The 17512-nt window shown below is 62.8% G+C and carries 19 protein-coding genes; 5 read left to right on the top strand and 14 right to left on the bottom strand.

Going from position 1 to position 17512, the window contains the following annotated elements; all coding sequences use genetic code 11:
• The first annotated feature begins 16 nt into the window (after positions 1-16).
• Positions 17-622: a hypothetical protein gene (locus WC509_04975; GenBank protein ID MFA5006796.1), complete on the top strand. Its 606-nt coding sequence runs from the start codon at positions 17-19 to the stop codon at positions 620-622.
• Positions 623-1037: 415 nt separating this feature from the next.
• On the opposite strand, the gene WC509_04970 is transcribed toward WC509_04975, so the two are convergent.
• From WC509_04970 to WC509_04945, 6 genes are all read right to left on the bottom strand, one after another.
• Positions 1038-3509 carry an FAD-dependent oxidoreductase gene (locus WC509_04970; GenBank protein ID MFA5006795.1) on the bottom strand — a complete coding sequence of 824 codons (2472 nt, stop codon included), beginning with the start codon at positions 3507-3509 and terminating at the stop codon, positions 1038-1040.
• 130 nt (positions 3510-3639) lie between these two features.
• Positions 3640-3777 (bottom strand): hypothetical protein, encoded by a 138-nt coding sequence (locus WC509_04965; GenBank protein MFA5006794.1) that lies wholly within the window; start codon positions 3775-3777, stop codon positions 3640-3642.
• 15 nt (positions 3778-3792) lie between these two features.
• Positions 3793-4596 carry a hypothetical protein gene (locus tag WC509_04960; protein ID MFA5006793.1) on the bottom strand — a complete coding sequence of 268 codons (804 nt, stop codon included), beginning with the start codon at positions 4594-4596 and terminating at the stop codon, positions 3793-3795.
• Between the two features lie 4 nt (positions 4597-4600).
• Positions 4601-5317, bottom strand: coding sequence for an ABC transporter permease (locus WC509_04955; GenBank protein ID MFA5006792.1), 717 nt, complete (start codon positions 5315-5317; stop codon positions 4601-4603).
• Positions 5310-6176, bottom strand: coding sequence for an ABC transporter ATP-binding protein (locus tag WC509_04950; GenBank protein ID MFA5006791.1), 867 nt, complete (start codon positions 6174-6176; stop codon positions 5310-5312). The genes WC509_04955 and WC509_04950 overlap by 8 nt, the downstream gene beginning before the upstream one ends.
• A complete protein-coding gene (locus WC509_04945) occupies positions 6157-6771 on the bottom strand; it encodes a TetR/AcrR family transcriptional regulator (GenBank protein MFA5006790.1) in 615 nt (204 codons plus the stop codon). The genes WC509_04950 and WC509_04945 overlap by 20 nt, the downstream gene beginning before the upstream one ends.
• Before the next feature lie 147 nt (positions 6772-6918).
• Between WC509_04945 and WC509_04940 the strand changes: the two genes are divergently transcribed.
• Positions 6919-7635, top strand: a complete 717-nt coding sequence (locus tag WC509_04940) for a prolyl oligopeptidase family serine peptidase (GenBank protein MFA5006789.1) — start codon at positions 6919-6921, stop codon at positions 7633-7635.
• 59 nt (positions 7636-7694) lie between these two features.
• Here the strand turns inward: WC509_04940 and kduD are convergent, their stop codons facing one another.
• The 8 genes from kduD to WC509_04900 form a co-directional block, all read right to left on the bottom strand.
• Complete coding sequence (gene kduD, locus WC509_04935; protein ID MFA5006788.1) at positions 7695-8465, bottom strand: 2-dehydro-3-deoxy-D-gluconate 5-dehydrogenase KduD; 771 nt, start codon at positions 8463-8465, stop codon at positions 7695-7697.
• A 22-nt stretch (positions 8466-8487) separates the two neighbouring features.
• Entirely contained in the window at positions 8488-9324 is an 837-nt protein-coding gene (gene kduI / locus WC509_04930; GenBank protein ID MFA5006787.1) for a 5-dehydro-4-deoxy-D-glucuronate isomerase, read from the bottom strand.
• Position 9325: 1 nt separating this feature from the next.
• A complete protein-coding gene (locus tag WC509_04925; GenBank protein ID MFA5006786.1) occupies positions 9326-10147 on the bottom strand; it encodes a sugar phosphate isomerase/epimerase family protein in 822 nt (273 codons plus the stop codon).
• Complete coding sequence (locus WC509_04920; protein ID MFA5006785.1) at positions 10140-10850, bottom strand: helix-turn-helix domain-containing protein; 711 nt, start codon at positions 10848-10850, stop codon at positions 10140-10142. Before WC509_04920 ends, WC509_04925 begins: the two co-directional genes overlap by 8 nt.
• Complete coding sequence (locus WC509_04915; protein ID MFA5006784.1) at positions 10847-11869, bottom strand: sugar kinase; 1023 nt, start codon at positions 11867-11869, stop codon at positions 10847-10849. The genes WC509_04920 and WC509_04915 overlap by 4 nt, the downstream gene beginning before the upstream one ends.
• A gap of 2 nt (positions 11870-11871) precedes the next feature.
• Positions 11872-12336, bottom strand: coding sequence for a YhcH/YjgK/YiaL family protein (locus WC509_04910; GenBank protein ID MFA5006783.1), 465 nt, complete (start codon positions 12334-12336; stop codon positions 11872-11874).
• Positions 12333-12983 (bottom strand): bifunctional 2-keto-4-hydroxyglutarate aldolase/2-keto-3-deoxy-6-phosphogluconate aldolase, encoded by a 651-nt coding sequence (locus WC509_04905; protein ID MFA5006782.1) that lies wholly within the window; start codon positions 12981-12983, stop codon positions 12333-12335. Before WC509_04905 ends, WC509_04910 begins: the two co-directional genes overlap by 4 nt.
• A 79-nt stretch (positions 12984-13062) precedes the next feature.
• A complete protein-coding gene (locus tag WC509_04900) occupies positions 13063-13812 on the bottom strand; it encodes a glycoside hydrolase family 88 protein (protein ID MFA5006781.1) in 750 nt (249 codons plus the stop codon).
• 184 nt (positions 13813-13996) lie between these two features.
• Between WC509_04900 and WC509_04895 the strand changes: the two genes are divergently transcribed.
• The 3 genes from WC509_04895 to WC509_04885 all read left to right on the top strand — a co-directional run bounded on the left by WC509_04895 (position 13997) and on the right by WC509_04885 (position 17504).
• On the top strand, positions 13997-15295 hold the full coding sequence (locus WC509_04895) for a hypothetical protein (GenBank protein MFA5006780.1): 1299 nt from the start codon (positions 13997-13999) through the stop codon (positions 15293-15295).
• A gap of 145 nt (positions 15296-15440) precedes the next feature.
• Positions 15441-16910: a leucine-rich repeat domain-containing protein gene (locus WC509_04890; protein ID MFA5006779.1), complete on the top strand. Its 1470-nt coding sequence runs from the start codon at positions 15441-15443 to the stop codon at positions 16908-16910.
• A 57-nt stretch (positions 16911-16967) separates the two neighbouring features.
• Positions 16968-17504: a QueT transporter family protein gene (locus WC509_04885; GenBank protein MFA5006778.1), complete on the top strand. Its 537-nt coding sequence runs from the start codon at positions 16968-16970 to the stop codon at positions 17502-17504.
• The last annotated feature ends 8 nt before the right edge of the window (positions 17505-17512 follow it).

Raw genomic sequence — 17512 nt, 5'->3', positions numbered from 1 at the left:
GGGGGAGGTGAAGTAAATGAAAAGGATAGTCAGCATTCTGATACTTATACTAGTCAGTATATCTTGTGCGGGATGTTTTGATAGTCAGTATAGAGACTCAAGCTGTTGGGATATCACTGATACGGATTTTATGGATGGATACTATAACTACTATCTAGATAATATTAGTTCGTTAGTGAGCGATTATGGCTTTGATTTTACTCGAATGGTCATTGTTGATGATGTTAACAGATTTAGCATATCATATTACAATGATGATGAATTAGTCATATTTCATTTTCTAAATGACACTGGTGGATTCGGAGCTTTTCGATCGGAATTCTTCTACTTTAATTTCGATAAAAACAACCTACTCGATTTTTCAAAGTATCAAGCTATTTTGTCTTTTATTACCGAGGTTAATGAACTAGTTGCATTTGATTTTCAAGGAAGTTCAGACACGTACCAAGAATTGTTTGACAACAATATAGATGATGAACCGAACACATATTACTATCATTCAGATTCGGTCGTGGGAAATGTAGGATATTGGGTAATGTGGGGGGACAATTATTCGGATACTGAGACGAGATGGTACATTGCATTTAAATTTAGAAGCTTGTTAAAAACAATCGCTAACTGAGCTGGGTTGATTTTGAAAAAACAATCTTTACTTCCATATTATTAGCTGTATTTATAAACATATTCGGTCAAAATATGTTACATCAGCACAACGGGTCTGGAGTGTAGAAACATATTTCGCCCAAAAATATGTTACTGCACTATATTTTACGGCATATTTTCGAGCAATCAGGGTAAAACCACTCAACATGGTTGTCACAACATTTACGTGAAAATATGTTTACGCCTATATTTAAACGTTGTCTGACAGAACATATTTTGGCCGAAAATATGTTACTTCCCTATATTTTCCGGCATATTTTCGAGCAATCAGGGTAACACCACGCACCTCGTCTGTCAGGACATCCCCTGCCATTGACTGGGTCGAAAAAATCCTTCCGCGACGGCATCGCCGCATGGAAGGATTTTCTTTCGCTTCAGATGAAGAGGTTGTGGTTCGCCTCGGTCGTGTCGCCGAGATAGGTCGCGACGCCGGCGATCTCGATGCCGTCGATCAGCTCTTCCTTCTTGATGCCCATGATGTCCATCGACATCGCGCAGGCGATGATCTTCACGCCCATCGCCCGCGCGTTCGCCATCAGCGACTGGAGCGATTCGACGTTCTTCTTCTTCATGATGCCCTTGATCATCATCGGACCCATGCCGGCCATGTTCATGTTGGAGATCGAAAGCCTGTCGACGCCGCGCGGCATCATGAACCCGAACATCCGCTCGATGAAGGTCTTCTTCACCTTGACGCGCTTCGGCTTGCGGAGGATGTTGAGACCCCAGAAGGTGAAGAAGAGCGAGACCTTCTTGCCCATCGAGGCGGCGCCGGAAGCGATGATGAAGGCGGCGATCGCCTTGTCGAGGTCCTGCGAGAAGACCACGATCGTGGTCCCGTTCTTCGATTCGGAGACGGCGACGTCCTTGTTTTTGGCGATGTCGGCGGCGCCCTTCTGGAGCTTGGCGGTGACGACCTTGCCTTCGGCGCCGGCGGAGATGAGGGTGTTGCCGGTCTTCGCGGCCCACGCCCCGATGTCCTTGAGGAAGCCGGGATCGGTGGCCGTGATCTCGAGGACCTGGCCTTCCTTCATGTCCTTCATCGCCTTGTAGAGCTGGACGATCGGGCCGGGGCACTGGAGCCCGCAGGCGTCGACCTTGAGGATGACGTCGGCTTCCTTCATGGTCGCTTGGACCTCCTTCACGAGTTCGGGCTTCATCGCGCCCGAGTCTTCGATCTCGGCCTTGACGGCCGGTTCGCAGGTGCCGTAGAGGCACTGCCAGGTCTTGTATCCGCCGTCCAGGTTCTTGACCGCGAAGCCGTTCTGGGCGAGAATGCGGAGGGCGGAGTGGGAACGGATCCCGGAAAGGCAGTAGACGTGGATCGTCCGGTCCTTCGGCAGTTCGCCGATCCGTTCGCGGATCGATCCGAGCGGGATGTTCACCGCGCCGGGGATCGCGCCGAGTTCGAACTCGACCGGTTCGCGGACGTCGAGGAAGAACGCGCCGGCTTCCGAAAGCGCCGGGACCTCGTGCCACTGGTAGGTGGCGTCGAGGCCGGACAGGACGTTCTCGCCGTAGTAGCCGAGCATGTTCACCGGATCCTTCGCCGACGAGTACGGCGGGGCGTAGGCGAGGTCGAGGTCCGCGAGGTCGGAGACCTTCAGCTTCGCGTAGATCGCCGTCGCGATCACGTCGATGCGCTTGCATCCGCCTTCGCCGCCGACGGCCTGGGCGCCGTAGATCGCGCCGGTCTCGGGATGGAAGAGGAGCTTCATCGAAATCGTCTCGGCGCCGGGATAGTAGCCGGCGTGCGAACCCGGATGGGTATGGAGCGCCCGATAGGGGAGGTTTTGCGCCTTCAGCGCTTTTTCGTTCAGGCCGGTGGAGGCGACGGTGAGGTCGAAGACCTTCGCGACCGCGGTTCCGAGGGCGCCTTCGTAGCGGTCCTCGATCCCGCAGATGTCGTCGGCGACGATCCGCGCCTGCTTGTTGGCGGGGCCGGCGAGGGCGATCATCGTCCTTCCGCCGCCGACATAGTCGGTGATCTCGGCGGCGTCGCCGACGGCGTAGACGTCGGGATCGGAGGTCTTCATGCGGGCGTCGGTGACGATGCCCCCGCGGGCGCCGAGCGCGAGTCCGGCCGCCTTGGCGAGCTGGTTCTCGGGACGGACGCCGACGGCGAAGATGACGAGGTCGGTCTCGACGACGCGTCCGCTCGCAAGCACGACGCGTCCGCCTTCGGCTTCGAAGGCCTTGACACCGTCCTTGAGGATCAGGGTGACGCCCTGGTCGGCGATGTGCTGGTGGACGATCGCCGCCATCTCGTAGTCGACGGGCGCCATCACCTGGTCGGCCATCTCGACGATCGTGACGTCGATGCCGAGGCGGTGCAGGTTCTCGGCCATCTCGAGGCCGATGAAGCCGCCGCCGATGACGGCCGCGCGGCGCGGTTTCTTCGTCTCGACGAACGCATGGATCGCGTCGGTGTCCGGGATCGTGCGGAGCGTGAAGAGGTTCTTCGCGTCGCGGATCCCCGGGATCGGCGGGAAGACCGGCGCCGCGCCGGTCGAGAGCACGAGCTTGTCGTAGGTCTCGACGTAGGTCGAGCCGTCCGCCTTCCGGATCGTGACCGCATGGTTCGCGCGGTCGATCGATGCGACCTCCTCGAGGGTGCGGATGTCGAGGGAGAACTTGGCGGTCATCTCCTCGACCGACTGGACGATGAGGCTCTCGCGGTTGCGGATGACGCCGCCGATGTAGTAGGGCAGACCGCAGTTGGCGAACGAAATGTATTCGCCGCGCTCGATCACGACGATCGAAGCGGTTTCGTCGACACGGCGAAGGCGCGCGGCGACGGTCGCGCCGCCCGCGACGCCGCCGACGACGAGGATTTTTCTTGGCATGATGGTACCTCCGATGAAAGTCTACATCAAAACTATACTACAAAATCCGTGCGTGTCAAGAAAGACGCGCATTCTGCGTGCGCGTCCAAAGAAAAGACGCGTCCGCGGGGGACGCGTCGGCGGGCGGACGTCAATCCTCGTCCGGTCGGCGGGTTTCTCGTTCCTGCTTGCCGGCGCGGTTGGTCTTGATCCGCTGCCAGGCGAAGAACTTGAGGGCGCCGAGTCCGAGGACGACGACGCCGATCAGGACGTAATGCCACCACAGCATGGCTTCATTCCTCCTTCACTTGAGACCTGACTTGCGGATGAAGGCGTCCATCGCCCACATCCCGAGCGCGATCGGATAGACGGCGCCGATCGCCATGTACCACCAGAAGGAGAGGTCGGCCGCGTTCGAACTCGAGAGCGCGACGTTGAGCAGAGCCTTGACCGGCCAGAAGTTCGGCGCGAGCCCGAGGAAGTATTGCTTCCATCCCTGGAGCGAGTCGAGGAGCGCGAGGATCGGGATCATCACCACGATCGCCCCGGTCTTGACGAACGCGAAGCCTTCGATCTTGTTCTTCGCGACGCCGGCGAAGACGGCGCCGACGGCGGGGACGATCAGGCTTGCGACGACGGAGAAGACGACGAGTTCCCCATAGGAGAGGGAGTCGAAGAGGCCGACGGCGATTCCGCCGTACTCGACGGTATAGGCCTCGGCGAAGAGGAGTTTCATCCCGGCGGTCATCACCAGGTTCCCGAAGATCGCGAAGACGAAGGCGTACGCCGTCTTGAACCAGGCGTATCCGGCGACGGTCACCGGCGTGACGGCGATCGACCAGAGCGTCTTCTCGTCCTTGTTCTCGATCAGGGAGAAGCCGAGGAGCGCTCCCATCATGTAGCCCCCGAGCGCGATCGCGACGACGAAACCGATCAGAAGCGTGATCGTGCGGGCGTTCGAGGCGGCGCCGCTTCGATCGAGGATCGCGGGGAGGAGCCATCCCATGATGAAGAGCATGAGGAATGGGTAGAAGAGCATGAAGGCGTTCATCGGGTCGTGCAGGATCGTCTTCAGTTCGTACTTGAGCAGTTTCGCGTAGCGTGCCACGATATCACCCCTCGATCGCTTTGGCGCGGAAGCGGCGGTAGACGATGAACGGATAGACGGTGCCGCCGAGGACGAAGAGCCAGACGGCGGAAACGACGAGTTCGGCGGTCTCGGCCGTCTCGAAGAGGCTGCCGATCAGGACTTCGGTCGCGTACATCGGCGAAAGCATCCCGAGATAGCGCCAGCCGCCCTCGAGGAGTCCGAGCGGGACCAGGAACATCGGCACCACGAACAGGATCACGAGTCCCATGTAGCGGAGGAGGAAGCTCATGAAGTCCTTCGAGGCGAGCGCCAGGACGAAGCCGAGCGCGGTGTGCGCGAAGACGGCGAGGATCGTGTAGAAGAGGATTCCGAGGACGTTCACGGTCATCCCGTGGACGATCCAGCCCGCGAGCATGATCACGACCGAGGAGAGGATCCCCGTGAGGATCGCGGCGAATACCTTCGCCGCGAGCACCTCGGTCACCGTCACGGGCGCGACAAGAAGCGTCTTCAGGGTCCCCTCCTGGCGTTCGAAGTAGTAGGACGCCCCGAGCAGGACGATCGACATCATGCCGGTGTCCATCGTCACGAGGTAGGGGAAGAGCATCTCCGCCTCCGCCTTCGCGGAAAGCGCGAGGATCAGCACCCAGATGGCCGAGACGATCAGGCCGAAGAGGACGATCCGGTATTTCACCAGTCGGAGGAACTCGCCCTTCAGGAGGCGGAAGAAGTTATTCATAGCGGGCCTCGCCCGTCACCCTGATGAAGATGTCCTCCATCGTCGTCTCGCCCGAGTGGATCGTGACGACGCGCCCCGCGCGGATCGTTTCGAGGAAACCCTCGTCGGTTCCGAGGCTCTCGAGCGGGAAGGTGCGGCGGATCGTCGCGGAATCCGCGAGGGTCTCGACGACGACCTCCTTCTTGCCGTAGCGGAGCTTGAGCGCGCGCGGCGAGGAGACCTCGGAGATCGCGCCCTTCGTCATGAAGGCGACCTCGTCGCAGAGCTGCTCGACGTCGCCCATCAGGTGGGTCGTGATGAAGATCGTCTTGCCGGCGGCCTTCATCTCGAGGATCATGTCCTTCAGGATCTTCGCGTTCGCCGGATCGAGGCCGTTCGTCGGCTCGTCGAGGAAGAGGAAGTCCGGATCGTTCAGAAGCGCCCGCACGAAGTTGAGGCGCACCTTCATCCCCTTCGAATACTCCCCGACCGGCTTGTCGGCGTCGTTCTTGAGGCCGACGCGGGTGAGCAGGGCCATGTAGTCGACCTTCGTCTTGTACAGGCCGGAGAAGTACGCGAGGTTCTCGCGCGCCGTCAGGCGGTTGAAGTGCACCGGCATCTCGAAGCCGACGCCGACGCGCTCGTAGAACTCCTTCCCGAAACTCCGCAGGTCCCTGCCGAAGTAGGAGACTTCGCCCCGGTAGTCCCAGAGCAGCTTCGCGAGGATCTTCTGGGTGGTCGACTTGCCCGCGCCCGAAGGTCCGAGCAGGCCGAAGATCGTGCCGGCCTTCACCGCAAACGACACGCCCTTGATGGTGGTCTCCTTCGCGGTGGGGTACTTGAACGTCAAATCCCTGATCTCAAACGCCATCTTGTCCATCATGCTTCTCCATTCCCCGTACGACGGTTTTCATGAACGCGACGCTCTGGTCGCGGATCGATTCCATGTATTGCAGGTCCATTCCCGGGCGGACATAGGCCGCCTGCAGCCCGGCGGCGGCGGTCTCGAGGGTGCGGTAGACGTCTTCGCGCGACAGTTCGGGCAGGAAGCGGTTCCAGTCGAGGTCGCCGAAGAACCGGCGGACACTCGTCTTCCCGAGATCCGCGTAACGCGAAGCGATCTCCTCCGCCGCTTCCGGCGGCGGATCGGAAAAGGCGTCGAGGAGCACCCGCGTCGCTTCCGGATGGTTCGCGGCATAGCGCGCCTTCCAGGAGAGGATGTCGACGATCCGTTCGAACACGGGCGCCTTCGGACCGGCGTCGAAGCGGTCGAGTTCCTCGAGCATCCGGTCGAGCTCCGCGTGGAACACGGCGGCGTACAGCTTCGCCTTCGATCCGAAATGGCTGAAGATCGATCCCTTCGCAACCCCGGCGGCGGCCGCGATCGCGTTCGTCGAGGCGCCCGAATAGCCGTGGCGCGCGAATTCGGCGAGCGCCGAACGCAGGATGCGATTTCCCGTCTCGTCCCTTCCCATCGCGATTCCTCCCGAAATGACCACATGGTCAATTCCATCATACGCCCGGATCGGACGTTCGTCAAGGGCGAAATGCGATTTTCGTTGTAAATCCGCCGAAACGTGAGATACTATATATAAATATATAGATTACTGAGGAGGCTTCCGATGGACACAAACGTCCTGATCCCCCATTTCCTCGACCACCGCAAGCGCGACGCCGTCCTGATCATGCCGGGCGGCGGATACTGGTTCACGTCCGCGCGCGAATCGCTCCCGATCGCGCGCCGTTTCCAGGTTCTCGGCTTCCATGCGGCCGTCTTCGAGTATCGCCACGTCCGTCTCTATCATCCGGACGTGATCGACGAGGCGATCGCCGTCGCGGAGAGTCTGTCCGCCGATCCGCGGATCGACCGGCTCTTCGTGATCGGCTTCTCCGCCGGCGGCCATCTCGCCCTCCATCTCGCCGAACGCCGCCCGAAGCTGTTTTCGGGCGTCATCCTCGCCTATCCCGTCGTCACGAGCGACCCCCGCTGGGAACACCACGGCTCGATCGACAACCTTCTCGGCGACGACAGGTCGCCCGCCCGGCTCCGCGCGGTCTCGCTCGAGAGACACGTCCCGAAGGCGATGCCCCCGCTCTTCGTCTGGCACACGATGGACGACGGCGGCGTCCCCGTCGAGAACAGCCTCCGGCTGATCGCCGCCTGCCGGAGGAAAGGCGTGTCCGTCGAGGCCCACCTCTTCCCGCACGGCGTCCACGGGCTTGCGCTCGCCGACGACACGACTCCGTGGGACGAAGGCGACCAGCGCGCCTATGCGCGGGAAAACACCCACGTCGCCACCTGGTTCCCGCTCCTCGAGGCGTGGCTCAAAACCCTTTGACCGCCCCATGAAACAGGCCGTTCCGGATCGCCCGGAACGGCCTGTTTTATATCATGGGGTCAGCGCGCGAGCCAGCCGCCGTCCACCGCGAGGGTGAATCCGTGGATGTAGGATGCGGCCTCGCTGCAGAGGAAGACGCAGGCGCCGGCGACGTCGCGGGGCGTGCCCCAGCGGCCCGCCGGGATCCGTTCGAGGATCTGGCCGGCGCGCTTCTCGTCGTCGCGCAGGGCGGCGGTGTTGTTCGTCGCCATGTAGCCGGGGGCGATCGCGTTCACGTTGATGCCGTATTGCGCCCATTCGTTCGCCATCGTCATCGTGATCCCCTTGACGCCCGACTTCGAGGCCGTGTACGATGGGACGCGGATTCCGCCCTGGTACGAGAGCATCGAGGCGACCGAGACGATCTTCCCACCGGTCCCCTGCTTGATAAACCGGTTCGCGGCGGCCTGGGCGAGGAAGAAGACGGTCTTGACGTTGATGTTCATCACGTCGTCCCAGTTCTTCTCGGAGAACTGGAGAGAATCCTCGCGGCGGATGATGCCGGCGTTGTTCACGAGGATGTCGATGCGGCCGAAGGCGGCGACGGCCTCGTCGACGATCCTGACGAGCCCGTCGGGATGGATCGAGACGAGGTCGGCGACGATGCCGTGGAACTTCCGCCCCAGGGCTTCGATCCTTTCCTTCGTATCCGGCATCGCCACGTAGTCGACGCCGACGACGTCGCAGCCGGCTTCGGCGAGGCCGAGTGCCATGCCCTGGCCGAGTCCGGTCGAGGCGCCGGTGACGATCGCGACCTTCCCATCGAGTTGATACTGCTTCAGGATGCTCATGGTCTGTTCTCCTTTTCCGATTCTATCGGAGGTCGTCCATGGACGCGAAGTCCATGTCGTCGAAGGTGACGTTCTCGCCGCACATCCCCCAGATGAACGCGTAGGGGGCGGTGCCGACGCCGGTATGGATCGACCAGGACGGCGAAATGACCGCCTGTTCGTTCGCGACCACGAGATGGCGCGTCTCGGAAGGCTCGCCCATCATGTGGAAGACGCGCTGGTCCTTCGCGAGGCCGAAGTAGAAGTACACCTCCATGCGGCGCTCGTGGGTGTGGCAGGGCATCGTGTTCCAGACCGAGCCGGGGGCGAGCCGGGTCAACCCCATCACGAGCTGGCAGCTCTGGCAGACGGCCGGATGGACGTACTGGAAGATCGTCCGCTCGTTCACCGTGGCGGGCGCTCCGGCCTTCCGCGGATTGGCCTTCGCCTGCGGGATGTGGACCGTCGGATAGGACTTGTGCGCGGGGGCGCTGTTCAGGTAGAACTTCGCGGGGTCCGCGGGGTCGACGGAACGGAAGACGACGTCCTTCGTGCCGGCGCCGACGTACAGGCCGTCCTGATGCGAAAGGCCGTAGGCGACGCCGTCGCAGACGACCTCGCCGGGACCGCCGACGTTGATCAGGCCGAGTTCGCGCCGCTCGAGGAAGAAGGCGGTGCCGAGGTCCTTCGAGACGGGAAGCGCGAGCGCGCCTTCAAGCGGCATCGCGCCGCCGGCGACGATCCGGTCGTGGTGCGAATAGGCGAGGGCGAGCTCGCCCGGGACGAAGACGCGCTCGATCAGGTAGCGCGCCCGCAGGGTCGCGGTGTCGTAATGTCTGGAATCTTCGGGATGGTTGTTGTAGCGGACGTCGAACGTCATGTCAGTTCACCTCGTGAAGAAGTCGTGAAATCAGGTCGAAGCTGGGTTGGAGGTCGTCGCCGACGACGCCCTCGAAGACGAGGCGGGCGTCGGGACAGGCGGCGCGGATGCGGCGCATGATGGACGGAAAATCCATGAGGCCCTTTCCGAGGCCGACCTGGCTGAGGACGCCGTCCGCGAAGACGTAGTCCTTCAGATGGAAGACGACGATGTCGGCGGAAAGCGCGCCGAGGCAGCGGTCGAAGATCGCGTCGCGATCCTCGTGGTTGGCCGGATTGAGAAAGTTGAAGAGGTCGACGATTGCCTTCAGATTCGGGCTCTGGACGGCGTCGAGGAGTTCTCTGACCTTCTCCGGGGAATAGGCGACGTGGGCCCAGGCGCCCTCGATCGCGACGGTCGCGCCGGCGGAACCGGCGTAGTCCGCAAGACCGCGGACGACGTCGACGACGCGGGAAAACGTCTCGGGGGCGTGGTTCCGCGGAACGTATCCCCACGGGGATCCCATCAGCGATCCGGTCTCGGTACCGACGTAGAGGGCGCCGAGGGGGCCGCTCGCGTCGAGCATCCGCCGGAACCGAACGATGCCTTCCCTGACGATGTCGGGATCGGGATGGACGGGATTGAAGTAGCCGCCGAGCATCGTCACCTCGAGGCCGTCCAGGGCGCGCGCGACGGCCTCGGCGTGACTCGTCGAGAACGGTTCGGAAAGCGCCTTCTCGGGCACGAGCTGGACGCCCGTAAAGCCGATCGCCTTCGCCCGCGACGCGAGTTCCGCCGCCGACAGGCGGCCGAGGTCGTGGGCGCGGACGCAGATCCTATTCACGGAAGTCGCCGAGGTAGCCGAGTTTGCGGGAGATGCGCTCGGCGATGACGACGAGTTCCTCGGCGGACGCGTCGCGGTCGCCGTTCTCGTAGGCGAGCGAGGAGGCCGAGATCACGCCGCAGACGCGGTTCTCGAAGTTCCAGACCGGGACGGCGATGGTGCAGACGTGCCCGCCTTCCTCGTTGTCGCAATGGACGAAACGGGCCTGCAGGTATTCGTCGAACTTCGGGAGCGACGGGTCGGCGACCTTCTTGTCGAAGACGGCGAAGCAGCGGCCGACCGGATGGGTGGTGAAGTCGCGCGAAACGCTGCCGATCTCCTCGGCGAGGTTGATCGGCGAGGTCGAAGGCTGATGCTTGAAGACGTAGACGAACTTGTCGTTGATCCGCTTGGCGATGCAGACGGTGCGGCCGCGACGCGCGGCGTATTCCTTGAGTTCGTACTGCGCGGCCTCGATCAGATTGGAGTTTTTCGTGTAGACCGAGCCGATCGCGAACATCTTCGAACCGATCACGTAGTTCTTCAGGCGCGGATCCTTGTAGTAGATGGCGTCGGCGCGGTAGAGCGTCTGGAGGAAATCGTAGACGGTCGCCTTGGGCAGATCGAGGGCGCGGTAGATCTGGCCGAGGGTGAGTCCCTCGTCGTGCTTGGCGATCAGTTCGAGGATCGTGAGGATGCGGTTGACGGAGCGGTTGTCCTTCATCGCTGTACCCGTCCGGAGGCATCGCCGCCGGCGAGCGCCTCGACTTCCTTCGCGTCGACGAGGTTGAAGTCGCCCGGAATCGTGTGCTTGAGCGCGCTTGCGGCGACCGCGAACTCGAGCGCCGCCTGCGGCGTCTTCGTGAGCAGGCCGTGGATCAGTCCGGCGCTGAAGGCGTCGCCGCCGCCGACACGGTCGACGATCGGTTCGATGTCGTACCTTGTCGAGACGAAGAACGAATCGCCCTGAAGCATCGCCGCGCTCCAGCCGTTGTGGCTCGCCGAGAAGGACTCTCGGAGCGTCGAGGCGACGGTCCTGAAGCCGAAGGCCGCGCGCATCTCGCCGAAGATGCGGCGGTAGTCCTCGGCGTCGAGGTGCGCCTTGGTCACGTCGGTTCCCTTCGGCTTGAAGCCGAGCGTGAGTTCGGCGTCCTCCTCGTTTCCGACGACGACGTCGACGTAGGACATGAGGTCCTTCATGACCGCCTGCGCCTGCGTCGGAGTCCACAGCTTCTTGCGGTAGTTCAGGTCGCACGAGACGGTGACGCCGAGGCGCTTCGCGGCCTGGCAGGCGGCCTTGGTGAGGTCCGCCGCCTTCTTCCCGAGGGCGGGGGTGATCCCCGACCAGTGGAACCAGTCGGCGCCCGCGAAGATCTCGTCCCAGTCGAATTCGGACGGATCGGCGAGCGCGATCGCGCTTCCCGCGCGGTCGTACAGGACCTTCGAGGGGCGCATCGAGGCGCCGGTCTCGAGGAAATAGATGCCGATGCGGTCGCCGCCGCGGACGATCCGGGACGTGTCGACGCCGTAGCGCGCCAGCGCGTCCAAGGCCGCCTGGCCGATCTCGTGCTGCGGCAGTTTCGTGACGTAGACGGCGTGGTGTCCGAACCGCGACAGGCTCACGGCGACGTTCGCCTCGCCGCCGCCGTAGTGGACGTCGAAACGGTCCGCCTGGACGAAGCGGGACGTCTGCGGCGTCGACAGGCGGAGCATGATCTCTCCCAATGTGACGATCTTGGCCATGGTCATTCCTCCCGGAGCGGTATCTTGAAGACCGCCTTCTGGACGGCGGTCGGCGTTGCCAACGACAGTTTGGGCATGTGCAGGTCCGCGGGGAACACGAGCGCGAAGGTTCCCGCGGGCAGGCCGACGCGGACGACGTCGGCGGCGCGGTACTTCTCGACGTCCTTCTCGGCGTCGTAGGGGACCGCCATCACGAATCCCGCTCCGGCGATCGGGAGCCAGCCGATGGCTTCCTCGCCCGAGAGCACGAGCTGGAGGTCGGCGTGGCGGCGGTGGCCTTCGAGGGTGCATTCGGCGAAAGGTCGCGTCAGGTAGTCCTCGCGGATCAGGACGATTCCGTCGGGAAGCGGATGGCGTCCGGGGGGCAGGGCGGACAGATCGGAGATTTCGACGAACGCCGCGATCGCGGCGAGCGCCGGCAGAAGCGGCGCATAGGCGCCGATCCGACCGACATGGTCGACGGTCACGGTCTGCCTCCGCGGGCGTCCCTCACGGCCGTGACGAATTCGCGCGCGAGACGTTCGACGCCCGCGTAGTCGCCCGTCTTCGCCGGACCGGTGAGTTCGGAACCGACGCCGACGGCGAAGACGCCGGCCTTGATCCATTCGCCGACGTTCTCGAGCGAGACGCCGCCGGTGGGCATGATCTCGACATGGGGGAAGGGCCCCTTGACGGCCTTCACGTAGGAAGGTCCGAAGGCGGATCCGGGAAAGAGCTTGAGGTGGGTGCAGCCGGCCGCGATTGCGGCGGCCATCTCCGTCGGCGTGAGCGTGCCGGGGAGGTAGGGGACGTCCGCTGCCGCGGCCCTGAGGGCCACTTCGGGCGCGAAGTTCGGTCCGACGAGGAAGCGGGCGCCGGCGGCGATCGCCGCATCGGCGGCGGTCGCGTCGAGCACGGTGCCGGCGCCGATCAGAAGCGGCGCGGCGGAAAAGCGGGCGGAGAGCGCGGCGATGACCGCGGGCGCGCCGGGGACGGTGAAGGTGATCTCGATGGCGGCGATGCCGCCTTGGACGCAGGCTTCGGCGATCCGGACGGCCTGGTCCTCCGACTGGGCGCGGACGACGGCGACGACGCCGCCGGACACGATCTTTTCTAGGATGGCTTGCTTGGACATGACGTTCCTCCTGGGAAACCGTCCGCATGAGCGGACGGAACGGGGCTTGACCCCATCATAGACGGTGAAGCGGATTTTGTCAACGGGTCGGGACGCCGGAAGCGTCGGCGACGTCGATCAGGGTCGTTGCGGGACCCTCGGCGCCCGCGAGGACGACGTCATCGAATACGACGCGGTCGACGTACCGGAAGAACCAGCCGGCCTTCCGCATCGGTTCGAGGTGCGACATCATCGCCGGCAGTCCGGGTTCGGGGTTTTCGGCGTACGTGACAGGCATCCGACGCTCCTCGTCGCACGCGTGAACGTACAGTTTGCGGGCATCGTCCCAGAGCAGTCGACGGACCGTCTTGACCTGACGGACGACGTCGTCGAGCACGTCCTGCTCGTCGTGTCGCAACGCATACATGGTGCGGAACGGCTGTCCCATGTAGAGCCCGTCGAGCCAGATCTGGTCGGGATAGCACCGCTTGTGCCAGAAATTGCCCGACCGCGTCCGGGGATGGCGTTCGAGCTGATCGCGCAAGGCGTCGGCCGCACGGCCGTACCGGGAATCGCCGGTGAGGTCGGCCATGTCGAAGAGGACGTTTCCGGCAAGGATGTTGTCGATGTTGAACTCCGTGGGGCCGTAGTGGCGGATCGTGCCGTCGGGGGCGATGTGGCCCTCGAGGTAGCCGCGGAGGAAGGCGAGGCATTCGGCGTCGCCCGTCATCCTGCGGTATCCGTTCGCGACGATCAGAAGCAGACCGTCCTCATAGGTCATCCCGCGGTCGGCGTGATAAGGGTTGAATGCGTGCAGGCGCTGCTTCAGGTAACTTTCGAGTTCGGACATGGATGGGTCCTTTCTCCCAGATTTCATGGAGGGGGTGTTCATTCTAATTCTATACCATCCGGCCGGCGTACACAACCGGCAATCGCAACGGACGTCATCCGCATGCCGACGGTTGTCGCCGGGGGTGCGATTTGGTATAATGGTTCAGGAGCGCGGTAAGACCGCACCGGAGGAGAAGGACGAGATGAGGGACGCATTCGGATCCGTTCAGATTTGCGAGATGTTCAACGCCGGACGGCATCGGGACCTGCTCGGGCATCCGGATCCGGCCGTGGTTCTGTCGGCGTGCGTCGGGCTCGGCCGCATCGGGGAGGCCTCCGTGATCGCGGACCGCGAGCGGACCGTCCTCTCATCGACGGCTTCGGGTACGATCGCGATGGCCAATCTCGATCAGATCCGCGCCCGCCTTTCGGATGCGTTTCAGGGATATGAGGATGGTTTGTCGAAGGCGCGCGAAGCGGGATTCGAACGTCTTCTTCTCTATGGACGGATATGGCGGGAACTGGCGCTCGCCCGTTTTGGAGACCACGGTTCTTCGATGCGTCTTTCCAATCTCTCCCGCGCCGCTTCGGCGCATGGCTGGGATGACCTATCCGCCCTCGCGTCGGCGTTTTTCTGCGCCGCCTGCGCAATCGTCGGAAAACCGATCGGCGAATTCGACGAGGAGATCGACGAAAACCGTCGACCCGCCTTGGCGACGCTCGCGCTGTCCGCATCGATCCTGAGCGGCGAATCCGCGGACGGTCACCGTCTCGAGCGGCTTTTGGCGCTCGTCGACGGCGTCGACGGTGCGCCGGAACTCGTCGCCGGAGCCCTACATCGGACGGCATCCCCCGAGGCCGAAGCGTGGGTCAAAATCCATGTCGACCCGATTCTGTCGGCGATCGCGGCCGAAGACGCGACCATCTTTCCCGATCTGCCCGACGAACCGCGGATGTCGACCATGGACTGTGCCCGCTGCGACGGCCGATGCTGCTACGACGGCGTCTACGTCACGAGTCCGGAGGAAGAGCGGATCCGCGCCTTCATGAAGGAGCACCCTTCCTATTTCACTCATGTTCCGGAGACTTTCCTCGAGGAGGGCGAATGGGGCTTCCTGTTCCATGGAAAACGCACCGTCCGCGTTCCGTATGTTTTCAACAGGTCCGATTTTCCGAAGCATTTCACGCACACCAAGTGCTGTTTCGCGCTCCCCTCGGGCGAATGCTCGCTCCAGAAGGCCGCGACCGAAAACGACTGCCATCCGTGGAAGGTGAAGCCGGAACTCTGCTGGGAGTTCCCGCTGATCGGGCTTTTCAACGACAATGCGATGGAGAAGCCGCACTATTTCGGCGAGCCCGATCCGGGGTACTATGACGAAAACCAGCCCGGATACCTTTCGTTCATGCCGTGCGCCCGCACGAAGGCGGACGGCGCCGGCTGGAAGCGGATGTACCGCACTGAGTTCCTCCATTATTTCAAGATCAAGGGAATCAAGCGCTGAACGCGATCCCATCGAAACGAAACGCAAGCGATTGTTCACGCAAGATCGCGGCGACCGATTGATGGAATGGCAAAATCATGCTATGATAGCAGATGTCGGCGAAACGCCGCCTCAAAGGCGCCGCGCGACAGGTGAACCGTCGATGATGAAAAGACTGCTCCGCGTCCTCATTCCGCTTCTGCTCGCGCTCCAGCTCGTCGGATGCACCGAGAATACCACGGCCTCGACCCGCTCGCGGATTTCGACGATCGACGGCGTCACCTATGAACTGAGCGAGAGCGGACTCTACTACACCGTCATCCAGTGGGACCGTTCGTCGACCGCGGCGGTGATCGTCGATTCGATCGACGAGATCAACGTCACGACGATCGCCGAGTCGGTGTTCATGAACGACGCCGCGCTCGTCTCGGTGACCCTGCCCGCCTTCCTTTCGATCATCGGCGAACAGGCTTTCCAAGGCTGCACGTCGCTGTCGCAGATCGCGTTTCCGGAGGGGCTCGCCACGATCGAGCAGCTCGCCTTCGGACGCTGCACGTCGCTCACGACGGTCGCGTTCCCGAAGATCCTGTCGTCGATCGGGAACTTCGCGTTCGCGCATTGCACCGGACTGACGTCGATCGACCTGACGCTCACCAAGGCCGCCATCGGCGCCAGCGCCTTCGCGGACTGCACCGCGCTGTCGACGATCGCCTTCTCGGCGAACACCCGCTACGTCGGCCAGAACGCCTTCGAGGGAACGCCCTGGTATGCGTCGCTGCCCGACGGCTACAACTACATCGGCGACTATTTCCTCGAATATCGCGGAACGATCGCTCCGGGGGAGACGATCGCCCTGGAGGTGAACACCTCCTACATCGGGTTCGACGCCTTCCGCGACCAGGACCAGCTGACCGCGATCGTCATTCCCGATGCGGTCCTTCGCATCTACGGCTACGCATTCTACGGCTGCGACAACCTCGTGTCCGTGACTTTTCCGGCCGAACTCGTCGAGATCGGCCTCGAGGTCTTCCGCGACTGCGTGTCGCTCGTCGCAGCCGATCTCGCCCCGACGAAACTGAGCAAGCTCGGTACCGGCGCCTTTTCGGGGTGTGCCGCGCTCGAGACGGTCACGCTCTCGTCCTTCCTCGACATCATCTCGAGCTTCACCTTCAACGGCTGCGTCTCGCTCGCGGAGATCTATCTGCCGAAACGCCTCAAGGGAATCCAGGACAGCGCCTTCGAGAACTGCCGCGCGCTCGCCGCGGTCGTCTTCGAGGACGATTCGCTCATGCTCGCGATCGGAACCAAGGCCTTCCGCAACTGCGTCGCGCTGACCGCGGTGATCATGCCCGTCCGGCTCACGGACATCGGGATGTACGCCTTCTCCGGATGTACCGCGCTATCCTCGATCGTGCTGCCGGCTTCGCTCAAGACGATCGGCCACCAGAGTTTCTACCGGTGCATCGCGCTGTCGGCGATCGTGATTCCCGCCAGCGTCACGGTCGTGTCGGAGGATGCGTTCGTCGATTGCGACGCGCTCACGATCTACTGCGTGGCGGCACGTCAGCCGTCGACCTGGGATTCGCTCTGGAATTCCGACAACCGTCCCGTCGTGTGGAACCACCGCACGTCCTGATCCCCCCGGGATGTTCCTTGCCCTAACCATCCCTTCAAAAAAACAAGGAGAACCGCCATGTCCATCGCCAAGATCACCAAACTCGGTCTCGTCGCGGCCGCCTACGTCGGCCTCACGCTCGCCTTCAGCTTCATCTCCTACGGCGACATCCAGTTCCGCATCGCCGAACTGCTCGTGCTGCTCGTCTTCTTCCGGAAGGACTATGCGATTCCGCTCGTGATCGGCTGCGCCATCGCCAATCTGGCGAGCCCGACGATGCTTTTCGACGTCACCTTCGGCACGGTTGGCACGATCCTCGCCGTCACCGGCATCGCCCTCGTCGGTCGCCACCGCCGCTTCTTCGGACGGGACTGGATCGCGCTCGGAGTCGCCTCGCTCTTTCCCGTCTTCGCGAACGGTCTGCTCGTCGGGATTGAGCTCCATCTCGCACTCGGCCTGCCGTTCCTCTACACCGCGATCACCGTCGCCTTTGGCGAACTCGTCGTCGTCACCTTCGCCGGCGTTCCGGTCTTCGCCGCCCTTTCACGCAACCGCGCCTTCATGGCGCTCATCGATCCCGACGCCCGCTCCGGAGCCGCCGGCGACAACGACTGACCCGCACC

The organism is Candidatus Izemoplasmatales bacterium (assembly GCA_041649275.1).
Taxonomy (GTDB): domain Bacteria; phylum Bacillota_I; class Bacilli_A; order Izemoplasmatales; family Hujiaoplasmataceae; genus UBA12489.
This window is presented reverse-complemented; position numbering and strand designations above follow the sequence as displayed.

What these genes read in the sequence shown, in the direction of transcription:
- WC509_04940 (MFA5006789.1), top strand. Translation starts at nt 6,919, where the DNA reads ATGGACACAAACGTCCTGATCCCCCATTTCCTCGACCACCGCAAGCGC.
- WC509_04890 (MFA5006779.1), top strand. Translation starts at nt 15,441, where the DNA reads ATGAAAAGACTGCTCCGCGTCCTCATTCCGCTTCTGCTCGCGCTCCAG.
- WC509_04955 (MFA5006792.1), bottom strand. Translation starts at nt 5,317, where the DNA reads ATGAATAACTTCTTCCGCCTCCTGAAGGGCGAGTTCCTCCGACTGGTG.
- WC509_04950 (MFA5006791.1), bottom strand. Translation starts at nt 6,176, where the DNA reads ATGGACAAGATGGCGTTTGAGATCAGGGATTTGACGTTCAAGTACCCC.
- WC509_04900 (MFA5006781.1), bottom strand. Translation starts at nt 13,812, where the DNA reads ATGTCCGAACTCGAAAGTTACCTGAAGCAGCGCCTGCACGCATTCAAC.
- WC509_04970 (MFA5006795.1), bottom strand. Translation starts at nt 3,509, where the DNA reads ATGCCAAGAAAAATCCTCGTCGTCGGCGGCGTCGCGGGCGGCGCGACC.
- WC509_04895 (MFA5006780.1), top strand. Translation starts at nt 13,997, where the DNA reads ATGAGGGACGCATTCGGATCCGTTCAGATTTGCGAGATGTTCAACGCC.
- kduI (MFA5006787.1), bottom strand. Translation starts at nt 9,324, where the DNA reads ATGACGTTCGACGTCCGCTACAACAACCATCCCGAAGATTCCAGACAT.
- kduD (MFA5006788.1), bottom strand. Translation starts at nt 8,465, where the DNA reads ATGAGCATCCTGAAGCAGTATCAACTCGATGGGAAGGTCGCGATCGTC.
- WC509_04905 (MFA5006782.1), bottom strand. Translation starts at nt 12,983, where the DNA reads ATGTCCAAGCAAGCCATCCTAGAAAAGATCGTGTCCGGCGGCGTCGTC.
- WC509_04945 (MFA5006790.1), bottom strand. Translation starts at nt 6,771, where the DNA reads ATGGGAAGGGACGAGACGGGAAATCGCATCCTGCGTTCGGCGCTCGCC.
- WC509_04920 (MFA5006785.1), bottom strand. Translation starts at nt 10,850, where the DNA reads ATGAAGGACAACCGCTCCGTCAACCGCATCCTCACGATCCTCGAACTG.
- WC509_04965 (MFA5006794.1), bottom strand. Translation starts at nt 3,777, where the DNA reads ATGCTGTGGTGGCATTACGTCCTGATCGGCGTCGTCGTCCTCGGACTC.
- WC509_04885 (MFA5006778.1), top strand. Translation starts at nt 16,968, where the DNA reads ATGTCCATCGCCAAGATCACCAAACTCGGTCTCGTCGCGGCCGCCTAC.
- WC509_04975 (MFA5006796.1), top strand. Translation starts at nt 17, where the DNA reads ATGAAAAGGATAGTCAGCATTCTGATACTTATACTAGTCAGTATATCT.
- WC509_04915 (MFA5006784.1), bottom strand. Translation starts at nt 11,869, where the DNA reads ATGGCCAAGATCGTCACATTGGGAGAGATCATGCTCCGCCTGTCGACG.